The sequence below is a fragment of the Schlesneria paludicola DSM 18645 genome (assembly GCF_000255655.1).
Classification (GTDB): domain Bacteria; phylum Planctomycetota; class Planctomycetia; order Planctomycetales; family Planctomycetaceae; genus Schlesneria; species Schlesneria paludicola.
In genome coordinates, this window is record NZ_JH636434.1 from 2,995,921 (window position 1) to 3,010,668 (window position 14,748).

Here is a 14,748-nt window from a genome sequence, read left to right on the forward strand (position 1 = left end):
GCCGCTGTTCGCCGATTGGAATTCGAGCCAACGGCGGTGAGGAACTTTTCACGGCCAATTTGAAATCGCAGAGACTGACTTCGCCCAGACTCATCAGCGCCAGGGCATCGTGAATGCCAAGTTGTCGGCCAGCCTGTTTCAACAGGCTGCATACTGACGTATGATCGACAAGACGAGTCACATCGATGCGAAATTGCCGCGATACGCAGCCGCGGTCGAAGGATGGAGCCGTGCATGTTCTACCACCAGACGATTATGGATCGACGACTCTTCCGTTTGATACTGGCAGGGGTCATGGCCATCACGGCAGACCGTGCGATCGCGCACCCCGGACACGAACATGAGGACGACGCATTGCCACGACGAGTGGCTCAAGGTGATCAACAACCGGCTCCAAGCGAGTCACCCCCCGAGATCTCCCTCGCCTTTGAAGTGTTCGTCAAGGCGAAAGCGATCCAAACTCGTTGGGACAATCGCTATTTCTACGTCGAGTCGCGGGGGATTCCCGACCACCCCATGATGATCGGCATTACCGCCTGGCAGCAACAGGTGCCGCTTCCGCAGAATTATGCGGGCGACAACGCCTGGCAGATCCCCCTTCGTCCTGTGTCGGCGAAGAACCCTCGCTCGACAAAGAACGAATTTCTCCGCGGAGCGATCGCCATCGCAGCCAACGGAATTCCAATCTTCAATCCTCTGAACAATCGCGGCGAAGATGCCAATCTGGCCGGGGAACTCGATGAATACGGTGGTCATTGTGGTCGTGCCGATGATTACCACTACCATCTTGCCCCGGTCCACCTCCAGACGACGATCGGAAAGGGGCTGCCCATCGCGTACGCACTCGACGGTTATCCCATCTATGGTTACGAAGAACCAGACGGCTCGAAAGTGGTGGGACTCGACAAGTTCAATGGCCACAAAGATGCCAACGGCAACTATCACTACCATGCGTCGAAAACGTATCCGTACCTCAATGGTGGGTTCTACGGTGAAATCACTCAACGAGAAGGACAGGTCGAGCCTCAACCGCGTGCCGAGCCACTACGTCCCGCGCTGTCGCCACTGCGCGATGCCAAGATTACTGATTTTCAAGAACTGAAGCCTGGCTCGTATCGCCTGACCTACACGATCAACAAAAAACCAGGAACGGTCACGTATACCACGGCCGCAGATGGATCGGTCCGGTTCGAATTTCTGGATATCAATCGAACCCGAACGAACGAAACGTACTATCCGAAACGCAGGCCTGCGGCGACCAATGCCGGTCGAAAGTTCCCGTCAACGCGCGACGATCAAAATGCGGCCCGCAAAGCGGAACCGCGCGCCGAGAACAAACCGGGTGACCAACCCAAACTGATCGTGACCAGCACGTCGGTCGATCGACAAGGAAGACTAGCGAAGGAATGCACGTGTGACGGAGTGGGCCTGTCACCCGCGATCGAATGGAAGCAGGCACCGCCCGGAACGAAGTACTTTGCCGTCAGTTTGTGGCATACAGCACCCGATCAGGAAAAGTCGTACTGGCTTGTTTACAACATTCCGTCCCACGTCCAGAAGTTAGACCGAAGCAGCCAAAACGTCGGGATGGTCGGCATCAATGATCGACGCAAGGCCGCCTACGAACCGATGTGCTCGAAGGGACCCGGAGTGAAAACGTACCATCTGACAGTCTATGCGCTCTCGGCAGAAGTTCGGCTGCCAGAGAAACAGGCGTCGCGCGCGAAGCTGTTGACCGCCATCAAAGACACGATACTCGCCGAAGGCACGCTCGACGTCGAATACGAGCGAAAATAAGGGTCGGGGAACCTGGTTGATGTTCCTCGTTGCCTCTCGTTGAGCTTTTTCTCGTTGCTCGTTGACAAGCACCTGCTTGGTAACGCCTCATACGCTCTCGGCCCCTTTGCCGAGAACGAGAGTGTCCTGGGCCCCTCACTTACGCTTCCTCAAGTTGGAAATGCAGAGAAATAAAAGACGTCGCCAAGCGGGCGCTTGGCAACGAGGAAGCGAAGCGGCAGTTCGGCAATGACGAAGCGAACTTCCCACTCGGTCAGGCCAGGATTTCCTGAACGACGCGTGCTTTTTCAACGCCGGTCAGTTTCTCTTTCAAGCCGTTACGTTCGTAGTAAATGTCTTCGTAGTTGAGTCCCAGCAGGTGCAGGATTGTCGCGTGCCAGTCCGTGACACTGACTTTGTTCTCCACCGCCATCAGGCCAATTTCGTCAGTCGTTCCGTGGATCTGACCGGCCTTGATTCCCGCGCCGGCCATCCAGCACGAGAAGGCATTCTTATTGTGGTCGCGCCCCGCAGTCACCGATTCATCTCCGCCGCGAAGCTGAGCGATCGGAAGCCGACCAAACTCGCCGCCCCAGAGAACCAGTACGTCATCGAACAGTCCGCGTGCCTTTAGGTCTTTGATCAGCGCCGCAACGGGCTTATCCGTGCGATCGCAGGCCTTCTGAATTTCAGGCTGCAGATGGTCGTGCGTATCCCAAATCTGCGAATTAATGAACAATTGGACGAAACGGACGCCCCGTTCGACCAGGCGGCGTGCAATCAGGCAGCGTCGGCCATACGAGTCCGTCACCTTCTCGCCGATGCCATACATCGCCAGCGTTTCGGCCGTCTCTTGTGACAGATCGAGTGCCTCGGGAGCCATCATCTGCATCTTCGCTGCCAGTTCATAACTGGCAATGCGTGCGTCGAGTTGATTCTGTCCGGCGCGACGACTGCGATGCATCCGGTCCAGACTGCCAATCAAACTTCGCTCAAGGTCGGTGATGTCGTCCGGTTCGTTGTATTCGCGGTCGAGATTCAGAACAGGCGTTCCCGTCGCCTTGAAGCGAGTTCCCTGGTAGATCGGAGGCAGATACCCCGATGCCCAGCTTGAGGTGCCATTCACCGGCAAACCGAGAGGGTCGTCGAGAACGACATACGCCGGAAGATTCTCACTTTCCGAGCCCAGTCCGTAGGTCACCCACGATCCAAGCGATGGCTGTCCGGGAATGACGCGACCACTGTGGATATGGTAGAGCGCCGGTTCGTGCGTCAGATTGACCGTATGCATCGAATGGATCATCGCCACGTCATCAACGCATTCGGCAAAGTGCGGCATCGCGTTTGAAACCCACATGCCGCTCTGACCGTGCTGCTTGAACTTGAACGGAGAGCGCATGATGGCGCCGCCCGATCCAGGCGATTCAAGCTCGCCAGCAATCTTTTCGAACAGCGACTGTCCGTGCATGCGATCGAGCGCGGGCTTGGGATCAAGCAAGTCCATTTGGCTGGGACCACCATTCATGAACAGATGAATGACGGCTTTCGCCTTGGGCTCAAACTGCGGCTTGCGGGGCGACAGATTGTAGATCGGCCTGGGGTCGCCAGGTTTGGGCTCATCGGTCGCAGAATTTGCTCGCAGGTCCCGGCTTAACAAGGACGCCAATGCGGCACCGTAAATTCCGGTTCCGACATTCTGAAAGAAATTACGACGCCCCATTTCGGAGCCGATCGAGAACGGTCCATTTCCACCATTGAACATTGCAAATCCTCAATCGATATAGATGAATTCGGCTGAATTCATGAGCGCATGGCAAAGGTTCGTCAGTGCATTCCGTGCGAGTTGCTGCTCTGGCGACAAGTTCGGATCGACAGAATCCACGGTATCATCTGGCGCCGTCAATTCTTCGGGGGGCGCGTCTTCATCGATCGCATCTTCATCGATGATGGCCGTATTCTTGTCGGTCGTCTTGGCCACTTTCGGTGCCAACTTCGATCCGTTCTGGCTGAAGGTCAACCATTTCTCTCGCAGTTGATCGAACGACTTCGTCGTCAACTCGAGTTCCGCGGCATCGGGCCGTCTTCCCAGCGCGATCTCGTAGGCGCGGTTGATTTGTGCATCACGGTCGGCACCCGCCTCGTTCAAGATGCGATCCGCCATCGCGATCGACCAGCCGTGGATCATCTTATTGTTCAGCAGATGAAGTGCTTGCGGCGCGACTGTCGCGACAGTTCGTTCCACACAATTCGGAGCCATTTGAGGAAGGTCGAAGTCTTCGAGAATCGACGACGCCTGAGAGCGACGCTGCAGCACGTAGATACTACGGCGCCAACCTTTTTCCGTTCCAATCGACGTCACCAGGCCGTCACCGCGGGCTTTGACTTTCTCCGCAGGCCCAAATGGGGTTTCATCCAGTTTTCCCGCTACAAACAACAAGGAATCACGCAAGACCTCGGCTTCCAGACGTCGTAAAGGTGAGCGTGACAACAATCGATTTTCGAGATCGAGCTTGGCATACTGGTCGGTCATTTCCGACGTCTGACGATACGTCGCAGACGTCATAATGAGGCGATGCATGGCCTTGATACTCCATCCCTGCTGGACGAAGTCGACGGCCAGCCAATCCAACAATTCGGGATGCGTCGGCCGTTGGCCGGCCTTACCGAAATTGTCCAGGCTCTTGACGATTCCATTGGCGAAATGGTGCTTCCAGATGCGATTGACCATCACGCGCGACGTCAGTGGATGGTCCGGACTGGTTAGCCAACGCGCGAACCCCAGTCGACGCCCGGTCTTCTTGGCGCCAGGCCACGGCGGTTCGACGACGAAGGGAGCCTTCACTTCGACCAGGGCCGCGGGAACGCCAGGTTCGACTTCTTTTCCCGGCGAGAGATAATTGCCGCGACGCAGGATGTAGGTCGGGGTTGGCTCGCCACGATCCCAGAGCGCCTGAATGAATGGTTCGTGCGAGCTTTCAAGCTGCTTGAGCGCTTTGATCTTGCGAAATGTCGCGCGTGCCATCGATTTGAGGTTCGGATCGAGCTTCTGCAAATCCTCGGACCGAATTTGAAGAACCTTCTCGAATTTCGAAACTAGATACTTCTGGACCTCGTTCCGCTTGTCCCGTGAAGCAAGCGCCGCGACTCGAACATCCTCACGCATAATCTCGGGCACTTCCGCCAGATGTTTTTCCACCTGAGCCGTGACAAGCTCCAGCGTTCGGGCTTCCATCGGCGCTTTCAGATTTTCCATCTCTTGCTTGATGCGCTTTTGCTCCGCTTCCCAAGTTTCCTTTTCTCCAGGGCGGACGTACTTGATGCCGCGAAGCGGAAAATCGTTGCCTGACTTGGACGGCCGCATCCAGTCATTCTCGTCATAGGCCCCTTTGAAAACCGCGGCGAGGCGATAGTAGTCGCGATGGGGAATCGGATCGAACTTGTGGGAGTGACACCGCGCGCATTTGACCGTCAGGCCCATCAATGAGGACGTCAGCGTATCAATCTCGGACGCGATCACGTCCAGTCGGTCAGGCACAAAATTGGTGAGCCCATTGTAGGTACCGTCCGGTGCCATTCGCAGAAAACCCGTCGCAACGAGATTGTCGTAAATTTCCTCGTTGAATTCGTCACTGCTCTCGTGATCGACCAGTTCGTCTCCTGCAATCTGTTCCAGCAAGAATCGGTCGTACGGTTTGTCCTTGTTGAACGAGCGAATGACATAGTCGCGATAGCGCCAGGCATAGTGGCGAATCGGGTCTTCCGCGTTGACGCCGTCGGAATCCGAGTATCCCGCCACATCCAGCCAATACCGTCCCCAGCGTTCGCCATAATGACTGGAATTCAACAGGCGATCGATTAATTTCTCGTACGCCTTCGGATCGCTGTCTTGAACGAACGCCTCGACTTCCGCAGGGGTCGGTGGCAGGCCGATCAAATCGAAATGAGCCCGTCGAATCAGGGTTCTTCGATCCGCTTCGGGCGACAGTGTCAAACCGACACTCTCCAGCTTTTCGAGGACGAACGCATCAATCGGATTCCGCACCCGATCCGCGGCCTTCACGACCGGGACAGCTGGGGACCGTGGGGTCTGGAATGACCAGAACTGACGATCTTCCGCGGTCACTTCGGATTCACCTTCCTGGGCGTCGCCAGGCGAACGGCGCGGTGTGGGAGGTGCCCCCGCTTCGATCCATTTGGCGAGTGTTTCCACCTCGGCCTTTTCGATGACCTTCACCGATGCACTCGCCAGCTTCCGCAGCGGCGGCATTTCGCCAGCGTGAATCTTCTTCAGAACCAGACTCTCGGCCGGTTTCTTCAGATTGATCGCGGGGCCGGATTTGCCCCCCTTCAACATCGATGTCCGTGATCGCAAGTCGAGACCACCCTCGCTGACACGGCCGTTGTGACAGACGGTGCATCGCAGAAACAGGATCTGCGAGATTTCACGCTCGGTCACGATCGGCTCGGCCACCGCGTCGGGCTGGGCAAATTGAGCACCCGACTCAACCCACTTCTGAACGATTTCCACTTCGTGCGAGGTGAGCGGTTCGCCTTCCTTTGGGGGAGGCATCAGTCCTTCGTGCAAGACCTCCAGCAGCAAGCTTTCCTTCACCTTGCCGGCGACCACAACCTGGCCCGAGGAACTGCCCTTCTTGACGCCGACTTGCGTACTGAGGTTGAGTTCCGCCTTTTGCGTTTTCTCGCCATGGCAGGCCACACATTTCGCCTGCAAAATCGGCAGAACGTCCTTCTCGAAGACGAGCGAAGAGGAGGTCGTAGACGCAGCCGTATCGGTCGACGCGACCTTCGCGGTTTCGTCCGCTTGCAGGAGGCCAGCAAAGGCGACGAATGAGACAATGGTGAATAGATTTCGAAGCATGGTCCAGCACAGAAATGAGGCTCAAAAAGGATCCGCAACCAGCATGAAACCGGCATCGAGCAATCTTATATTCTCTCGAGATCCGTTGTCAGCGTACACCTGAAAATGTACCCAATTCCCCCCCACTTCGGTTGATGGAAATTCGCCCGTCAGCGGATTTTCCACAATTGCGATCATCATTCGCGAAATGTCCCAACCCCGTGCGCGATAAGCTCATTTTGCGATTTTCTCGACAAGATGTTTTCGCTGCGCGATTACGAACAGCACGCATCATTAAAAGACACGCCCGACCCCCGTTTCGGCTCGTCACTTCGTGCGGTCTGGATCGCCACAAACAACAATTATCATTGCCATTACGTCGATAAATCCGCGCGGACCTCCCCTCAATAATTCTCAAAAAGACCGAAGTCCACATTGGGCATTGAGGACGTCAAACGGATGTGTGCAAAAAAAGACCATATCTCCCAATGGTCCGATGCTTGAGGACTCACGAGGACAGTACCTCGCACAAGAATTTCTCCTCTCGTTGTTCCTCGTTGACCAAGTTCCTGCATGGTCAACGCCCCATGTCATCTCGTTTTCTGTCGAGCAGGAAAGTGCCCTGGGCCGCTCGCACACTCTTCCCATGACGAGGAAGCGCTGCCAAGCAGAAGCTTGGCAGCAAGGCAATTGATCGAACGTCGCCTGGCCAGCAGGAACCGATCATTCGGCAGAAACTGCCGAATTTCAATTTCACGACGAGGAATTTCCAATCTTTCCGGCTCGCCGGGTGCCGATTCAGCCAAGACCGGAATTGGAATTGCCGTCGTTTTTTGAAATCGAGGACGAACATGCTCAGAAAATGCGTGTTTACGGTCATGGCGCTTCTTGTCGTCGAACCAATCGGACCGTGGGGCCACCCGCCCGCCATCGCCGGGCAAAACTGCGGAGGTCGTCGCCTGTTCTTTCGCGCCGTCCGCGTACCGGGTGGGACCCTTTCCTCGACGAATCAACCGACTTCGAACGGATCGCGTTCAGAGCGGTTCTACGATTCGACGGGTCGCTGGACGGGCGACGGTGTCGACACGATGTCGACGGCTCGCCCCGGACAACAGACGACCAACTGGTGGACGCAACCGCAACGACACTGAGAGTTCATCCCGATTGAATGCCTGATCATCCGGCTACTTCTCGAGGGCATTGATCGCTTGCACCATCACGGCCCACTCGCGTGTCGAGCTGATCAGCGAACCATCACGGCCAATCAAGTAGTACGTCGGCACACTGCTGATCACCAGTTGCCGTTCGATGTCAGATCCGACTCCCACGACACTCTGAGACTCCGTCCAATTCTGTCGGGCGACGAACGCATTGGCGGCAGCAGCGTCCGCATCGACATTCAATCCAACGTAGACGAGGCGATCGTCTGACGATTTGGCGACTGCCGCTTGGACGTCCGCGATGGCTTCCATATCCGATGCAGTCCATCTGCCCCAAATGTGCAGCAGGATATGGCGGCCGTGAAACTCTCGCAGAGTTTTCTGCTTGCCGTTCACATCGCAAATCTTGAGATCGGACAGGCTTTGCCCCAGTCTCGGACCGGTTCGGTATTCTGCCTCAATCTGCCCGAGATCCTTCGTACCACTGGAAGCCTCCGATTCCGTGACGCGAACAGGTGTGACATGTCGCACATTGTGCTCCCATGCGCACCCCTCAGGTTGCGTATGGCAACTGAACACCAGATCGTATTCCCCCACGGCAACGCCGCCGATTTCAAAATTACCGGCGGGGGACAGTCCCGTCTCATAGAACTCTTGTGCGATCAGCCAATCGTGAAAGCGTTCGTCCTGATACCAGGACAATTGAAATGGTGTTTTTGGATTGAGGCCGAACGCTGTTTGCCCGCTCGGACGGTCAACGCCCGAATCCCGACGAATCAGATACAACAAACAATGTTGTGCGATTTTGTCATCGCCGCGCCCGTTTTGAAACAATTTTCCTGTGACGCGGGTTCCTTTATTTCCCAATGAAACAACCCGTTTCTCTCCCGGCATTAAAACCATGGAAATACTTTGGCTCGTCGCGAATCGCGAACCTAACCTGTTGCTGAGACTGACGGCGTCAGGATTCAGTCGAGGGAATTCAAATCGACCATATAGGTCCGTCTTTACAGACTCCCCCTCTTGGAACCGGGGTTCACCCAACTTGGGTTGTTTCGCCGGTTGAATCGTGATCCATTCATCCGCCACAGGTTTGCCGTCCCACAACAATGTCCCCGAGACCTTCGCCCAGGGTTGTAGGGTGATCGTGCCTGGCGGTTCATCGCCTTGACGCAGGACGTCCGCAACCCCCGTCTCGTGAATCACACGAAGGTAGGCCGGTTCAAACGAGGCCGCCATCTTGAACCGGCCAAACGCGTCCGTTGTCAGAGTTGGCCATTTGGGTGACTCGCTCAAAACTCCATCGTTAATTCTGGGCGCGGTCGTGGGTGTCCCGAGAATCACAGTGGCCCCCGCCACGGATTTGCCCGCCGCATTGATCACTCGCCCGACCATCGACCGCGCTGGCGTGAGTGAGAAGTCGACAGACAAGTGCCCCTCGAAAACGCCGTATGAATCGTCGCTCATCGCCGTGCGGTACCCCTCGGCCTCGATTCGTACGTGGTACCGACGCCCAATTTCCGAAGCGACCAGATTCTCAATCTCGTAGTGTCCGTCGCGATGGACGCTGGAGTTACCGTAGAACGTCGATAACCATTTGGGGCGAAACACGGCGACGGGAACAACTGAAAATGCCTCGATCGGTTTTCCCGTCACGGCATCCGTCACACTCCCAGAAATTTTCAGCAAGGGCCGCAGGGCAACGACATGCTCTTCGGCTCGCGGGACGAGCACCACCATATTCATCCGAAACTCAGAATCGACTCTCGCCGAAATCGAATAGGTAATCGCCTCGTCGGGGGCTCCATCCCAAACAAACAATCCATTCTCGTCCGATCGCATCGGGATGCCCGAGTCGAGCCCCTCTGCGTTGGACGCATTGGGAAGTGACTCAATGCGTCCCCACTTAGTAATCTGAACACGTGCAGCGGGAACGGGATGACCTTCCGCATCCACGGTCCTAATGACAATTCGCTTCCCGGGCTTCAGTGTGAATCGATGTTTTTCAGCAGAAATGGATGCATGAACCACGCGCCGCTCGGGCAAAAAACCTGCCGCAATCACCGTCAGGGGATAGTCGTCCGGCGGGACGGTTGTTGAAACGAACTCGCCCTGTTCGTTCAAACGGACACTGTGACTGCTGCTGCCGAACGCAGAGTTCTCGCCCAAATGCACGATGCCTCTCGTAACCGGTTGCCCCGCCGAATCGACAACAATCCCAGCGATGCGAGCTCCCCTCTTCATGACGATTTTCGCATCGTCTTCCATCAACATTTCGGACGTGATTTTCTGTTCTTGTTGAAGCCGAGAATAGCCCGCGTCACCGATGTAGTCGGGATGCTTCAGTCGGACGTGGTATTCAATATTCGGCGTCTTCGGACGAACTTCGTCAACGGACCAGTAGCCATTCTGATCGGTCACGATCGTACCGAACGGATCCATCGGTCTTGGCGTGGGATTTGTCGTGGACGCAGATTTGCCGTCACTCGATTTGATTTCTCGCGTCTCAACATCCACCTTCACCCCCGCAATCGGCGATCCGTCTTCATCGACGACCGTACCACTCAGCTTCGTACCGCGACCAAGAGCGAACTGAAACGAGTCCGGCACCGCCGCCGCGATGTCTTTATTGCCAAGATTGACTCCTTGGGTCTCATGCTGGAATCCGGCGTACATGTGGACATAGTGCGGCCGAGACGTCCAGACCTGCAGGTTGAAGAAACTTGACGGAAGCTTGATCTCGATACGGCCATCATCGCCTGTCTCATAACTTGTCCGACGATTTGTCGTCTTCTTACCGTCGGACGCAAGTACATTGACGTGGATGCGGGTTCCAGGCAGCGGTTCGCCTTGTTCGTCCTGAACCTGAATCATCATCGCTCGAAACGCCGGTGAGGTTTCGGCGACAACGTCGTCAGCGGCCTCGATTGCGAGCCAGGGCCCTGCCGCGAGTCCGCTCACGAACACAAGGCAGATTCGATGAACGAGGGACACGACGCAATTCGACCGCGACGCCACCCGTGCTCTCGGTCTACACACGCGATTTGCGCAGCACGTCGAGACAGCGACAACCGCGATTTGACAAAACAGACGCACAACTCGCGGTGCCATTGGTACAGCGACCATCGATCGTTTCCTGCCGCCTCTGCGGCCACGCTGCATGTGAATGCCTCAAACACGCCACTATCATCGTACTTGGACTCGGCGTCAAACGGAGCGTTCAGAATGACGAACACACGAACACTTCGCCTGTCGTTTCGAAGACTGCAGAGTGGACGCTTCACCGGCACGTTTTAGTCGGACGAAACGTGCCCTGTCGTCGCGAACTTCCGAAGCGAAGCTTTCGCGGAATCGGCCATTGTGACAAGCGCTGCACCCATCATGATGGCGTCTTTGATGACCAGTCGCCCCGCGCCGCTCAAATAGGGAAATCCATGCTGTGCGTCGCCCAACGCCGGAACCCAACATTCGGGCGTCGTGATCAGAAACGAAAGCGTCACGAACGACATCGTAAACACCAGGAAGCTGCCGACCGTCGCGGCCTGCGGATACAGCGGATGCAGGCAGAGTAACAGACCATAGATCACGATCACTGACCCCAACCCGTAAGCAAATGTGTAGGTGCCGTTCGCCTCGTGCCAGGCACGGTTTTCGGGAACAAGTGCCCCTTCGGGATTCTTGTGTGATTTGTAGCTACCGGGATCGGTGTAGAAGAAGCTCATTGTGGGACTGTTCGCAACGAAGGGGACAATGCCGTCCGCCTCATACCGAAATGCCTTGAGCCCTCCGATCCACAGCAGCACCACGATGAGCCCGATGCGGGTCACGACCACACCCGCTTTGTCCATATTCGCCGCCATCTCAAACAGTTTCTGCACGGACATTTGACAACTCCTCGAAAACTCGAAACGGCAAGTCTCGGGAGAATTCCTGTGCAACTGCCGTTCATGTCTTAACTATCGACCGTTTCGACGGAATGAAGAATGGGCGCATGATCCGAAAGCATGGACAAATTGCTGCCACCGCGAATTTCGGTTTCAAATTCACGGAAGAATGAGGGCGAGTAACCGGTCGCTTTTTTGAACAAGCGACTGAAATACAACTCGTCGCTGAACCCAAGCTCGCGTGAAATCTCTTTAACCGGCCGCAAGGTATGGAGCAACTGCCATTTGGCATGGATCAGAATTCGGTTGCGAATCAGATCCGTCGGCGTCGTCCCAAGCTGCTCGCGCACGATCCTGCCGAGGGTCTTCGGAGTCAGATGCAGCCGCTGGGCATAGTCCGCAGGCGAATGCCAGGTTTGATAATGCGCCTCGATCAGTTCTCGCAGCTCAACCAAGGTCGGATGCCGGGGACCGATTGACGGCACAGCGCATGATTCGGAATATTTCGTTTTCAAGCGGGCGGCAAGGATCAACAGTACCTTGAGATACGCAAGCATGACATCACTGGATGCCAAATCCGGCTCGACCTGTTCTTGCCGAATTCGCTCGATCAGGCCAATGACATCCCGCTTCCTTCGTTTATCCAATTCAACCGCAGGCCCTCCATAGGGATCGTTGAACAATGTGCCACTGCATCCCGCCTCGGCATGAAACGTTTCCACACACAGAAAGTTGGCATGGAACTGAATCAGGTCTCCACAGACCGATTGGCTGGGAACGATTTGAATGTGCTGATAGGGAACGAAAAACAGTAGCGAATCCTGGCGAAACTCAAATTGTGAGGCATCGGCCCAGAAGGTTCCCATCCCCTCGCGGATCAGATAGATCGAGAAATAGTTCGTACGAACAGGATGCACCGGCTCATCGGTCGACGGGACGATCTGAACACGAATCGCCTGGCCGCCCGCGCGCGGATCGTACAGATTTTTCAGGATGCTTTGCTTCGCCATATCTCATTTGTTCCTGACGTCGTGCCGCTCCAAAGGCGACTAAGTTATGGGGCGGGTACGTTTTCACGCAAATGCCTACGAGGTTCAGACCAGCGCGCCATCTACAATGAGATCATATCTGGGTGTGTGATCGCCTCTCACGCAACTCGAATCAGAAGCGATTTCCTCCGGGGCTCGACGGTTTCGTTCTCCGCTCTGAGAGGTATGATCAAGATCTTCCGAACCCCGCTCAACAGGAACGACTTCATGCAACGCAATCGACGACGTTTCTTGCAGACTGTGGCGGCGGCCACCGCCGCGTGTACCTTGCCGACCTGGTATCGGGAGGAACTGGCACAGACCTCCAAAGCCACGGCGGCCGACGTCGAAAAGCCAGCGGTGGCGCTTGTCGGTTGCGGTGGAATGGGGCGAGGTGATGCGAAGAACGCGTCACGGTTCGGGCGAATCGTGGCGGTGTGCGACGTGGATGAAGCGCGCATCGCCGAAGCAAAAAAGCTCTGGCCCGAAGCCGAAGCGTATCGTGACTTTCGGCAGGTCATGGACAGAAAAGATATTCCAATTGTCGTCTGCGGCACGGTCGATCACTGGCACGCACTGGTGTCGCTTGCCGCCCTGCGTTCGCAGAAAGATGTCTACTGTGAAAAACCGCTGACGTTGACCGTCGAGGAAGGTCAATTGCTGGTGAAGGCCGTTCGCGATACGGGACGCGTGCTGCAAACCGGCAGCCAGCAGCGAAGCGACAAGAACTTTCGCCTGGCGTGTGAACTCGTCCGCAACGGACGACTCGGCAAGCTGAAGCATGTGTCAGTCTGGCTTCCAAGCGGACGACGCGAAGGTCCGTTCCAATCCCAGCCCACTCCGGCCGGATTCGATTGGAATCTCTGGCAGGGCCCCACGTCCAAGGTGGAATATGTTCCTGAAAGAACCCATACGACGTTCCGATACTGGTGGGAGTACTCCGGCGGGACGATGACCGACTGGGGTGCCCATCACAACGACATTGCTCTCTGGGGGATGGGACTGGAACGAAGTGGCCCCATCAGGATTGAAGCGAAACCCCTGGTGGAAATGATTCCTGGCGGTTTCACCGCTTTCAGCGAATACGCTGTCGATTACACCTATGCCAACGGTGTGACCCATTCCTGTCACAGCACTCCGGCGAACGCCTGGAACGGTTCGGTGATTGATCCGAAGGGGCAGCAACATGGAGTGAAGTTCGAAGGCTCAGATGGCTGGATTTTTGTCACGCGCGGGAAGATTGAAGCCAGCGATCCGGAAATCCTCACTGCGGCACTCCCAACCGACGCGGTGCGCCTTCCGATTAGCAACGATCACATGGGCAACTTTTTCGATGCCGTCCGTTCGCGTCAGCAGCCAATCTGCGAAGCTGAAATCGGACACCGTTCGGCCTCGGTCTGTCACTTGGGGGTGATTTCACTCCGGCTGGGCCGAAAACTGGGTTGGAACCCGCAGACAGAACAATTTATGAATGATGACGAAGCCAACCAATATCTTCGCCGCGTTCCACGGAAACCGTGGAGTTATGAATCGGTGTAATACGGCAGTCCGCCGTCGTCATACCGATTCACATTTGGCCGTATGACGTAGACGATTCCGTGTTGTTTGCAAACCGGCTGAACGACACGCTCCGTCGCTAACCGATTCGGTCAGAATTTGATGACCTCCGCACATCGTCCTGACCGAGGGCCAATCTGTAACTGATGATCGGACAGATCGCGATCATGATCAGAGTGATCGTGTTCTGTTGGAATACGTGCGTCAGAAAGAACAGCAGGCTCGGGTCCTTCTTGAACGGTGCAAATCGCCATTCTGTGAACAAAGCCAGTGCCAATCCCGCGAACCCGCAAATGATCGCGAACGGAACGGATCGACCACGAATCGCATATCCGCCGACGAGTCCCATTACGGCCGAGGGGACAATCAACGCGTAAAAACCTTGCCTAACAATCCAAAAGAATGCGTAGTAGCCTGCCACTCCACCCAAAACAGCACCGATCACCCCCAGGACATAGGCCGGTCGCGCAGCGGATGACGTCATC

At 56.0% G+C, this 14,748-nt stretch carries 9 protein-coding genes; 3 read left to right on the forward strand and 6 right to left on the reverse strand.

Features of this window, described 5'->3' with window-relative positions; translation table 11 throughout:
• Nucleotides 1-234 precede the first annotated feature (234 nt).
• Nucleotides 235-1,797 carry a YbhB/YbcL family Raf kinase inhibitor-like protein gene (locus OSO_RS0114750; protein WP_010584032.1) on the forward strand — a complete coding sequence of 521 codons (1,563 nt, stop codon included), beginning with the start codon at nucleotides 235-237 and terminating at the stop codon, nucleotides 1,795-1,797.
• 253 nt (nucleotides 1,798-2,050) lie between these two features.
• On the opposite strand, the gene OSO_RS0114755 is transcribed toward OSO_RS0114750, so the two are convergent.
• Together OSO_RS0114755 and OSO_RS43570 are read right to left on the reverse strand one after the other, a co-directional pair.
• Nucleotides 2,051-3,538: a DUF1501 domain-containing protein gene (locus OSO_RS0114755; RefSeq protein ID WP_010584033.1), complete on the reverse strand. Its 1,488-nt coding sequence runs from the start codon at nucleotides 3,536-3,538 to the stop codon at nucleotides 2,051-2,053.
• Between the two features lie 9 nt (nucleotides 3,539-3,547).
• Entirely contained in the window at nucleotides 3,548-6,655 is a 3,108-nt protein-coding gene (locus tag OSO_RS43570; protein WP_010584034.1) for a PSD1 and planctomycete cytochrome C domain-containing protein, read from the reverse strand.
• 830 nt (nucleotides 6,656-7,485) lie between these two features.
• Here OSO_RS43570 and OSO_RS0114780 point away from each other — a divergent pair.
• Nucleotides 7,486-7,785 (forward strand): hypothetical protein, encoded by a 300-nt coding sequence (locus tag OSO_RS0114780; RefSeq protein WP_029247028.1) that lies wholly within the window; start codon nucleotides 7,486-7,488, stop codon nucleotides 7,783-7,785.
• Between the two features lie 33 nt (nucleotides 7,786-7,818).
• Here OSO_RS0114780 and OSO_RS0114785 read toward each other — a convergent pair whose 3' ends face one another.
• The 3 genes from OSO_RS0114785 to OSO_RS0114800 all read right to left on the reverse strand — a co-directional run bounded on the left by OSO_RS0114785 (nucleotide 7,819) and on the right by OSO_RS0114800 (nucleotide 12,688).
• A complete protein-coding gene (locus OSO_RS0114785) occupies nucleotides 7,819-10,788 on the reverse strand; it encodes a carboxypeptidase regulatory-like domain-containing protein (protein ID WP_157605194.1) in 2,970 nt (989 codons plus the stop codon).
• Nucleotides 10,789-11,087: 299 nt separating this feature from the next.
• Nucleotides 11,088-11,678 carry a DUF417 family protein gene (locus tag OSO_RS0114795; protein WP_010584039.1) on the reverse strand — a complete coding sequence of 197 codons (591 nt, stop codon included), beginning with the start codon at nucleotides 11,676-11,678 and terminating at the stop codon, nucleotides 11,088-11,090.
• Nucleotides 11,679-11,746: 68 nt separating this feature from the next.
• Entirely contained in the window at nucleotides 11,747-12,688 is a 942-nt protein-coding gene (locus OSO_RS0114800; RefSeq protein ID WP_010584040.1) for a helix-turn-helix domain-containing protein, read from the reverse strand.
• Between the two features lie 246 nt (nucleotides 12,689-12,934).
• Between OSO_RS0114800 and OSO_RS0114805 the strand changes: the two genes are divergently transcribed.
• Entirely contained in the window at nucleotides 12,935-14,245 is a 1,311-nt protein-coding gene (locus tag OSO_RS0114805) for a Gfo/Idh/MocA family protein (RefSeq protein WP_010584041.1), read from the forward strand.
• A gap of 97 nt (nucleotides 14,246-14,342) precedes the next feature.
• Here the strand turns inward: OSO_RS0114805 and OSO_RS0114810 are convergent, their stop codons facing one another.
• Nucleotides 14,343-14,747, reverse strand: coding sequence for a hypothetical protein (locus OSO_RS0114810; RefSeq protein WP_010584042.1), 405 nt, complete (start codon nucleotides 14,745-14,747; stop codon nucleotides 14,343-14,345).
• Nucleotide 14,748 lies beyond the last annotated feature (1 nt).

Bases quoted from the DNA above. Each gene is read 5' to 3' on its own strand.
- OSO_RS43570 (WP_010584034.1), bottom strand. From the start codon at position 6,655: ATGCTTCGAAATCTATTCACCATTGTCTCATTCGTCGCCTTTGCTGGC.
- OSO_RS0114810 (WP_010584042.1), bottom strand. From the start codon at position 14,747: ATGACGTCATCCGCTGCGCGACCGGCCTATGTCCTGGGGGTGATCGGT.
- OSO_RS0114805 (WP_010584041.1), top strand. From the start codon at position 12,935: ATGCAACGCAATCGACGACGTTTCTTGCAGACTGTGGCGGCGGCCACC.
- OSO_RS0114780 (WP_029247028.1), top strand. From the start codon at position 7,486: ATGCTCAGAAAATGCGTGTTTACGGTCATGGCGCTTCTTGTCGTCGAA.
- OSO_RS0114750 (WP_010584032.1), top strand. From the start codon at position 235: ATGTTCTACCACCAGACGATTATGGATCGACGACTCTTCCGTTTGATA.
- OSO_RS0114795 (WP_010584039.1), bottom strand. From the start codon at position 11,678: ATGTCCGTGCAGAAACTGTTTGAGATGGCGGCGAATATGGACAAAGCG.
- OSO_RS0114755 (WP_010584033.1), bottom strand. From the start codon at position 3,538: ATGTTCAATGGTGGAAATGGACCGTTCTCGATCGGCTCCGAAATGGGG.
- OSO_RS0114800 (WP_010584040.1), bottom strand. From the start codon at position 12,688: ATGGCGAAGCAAAGCATCCTGAAAAATCTGTACGATCCGCGCGCGGGC.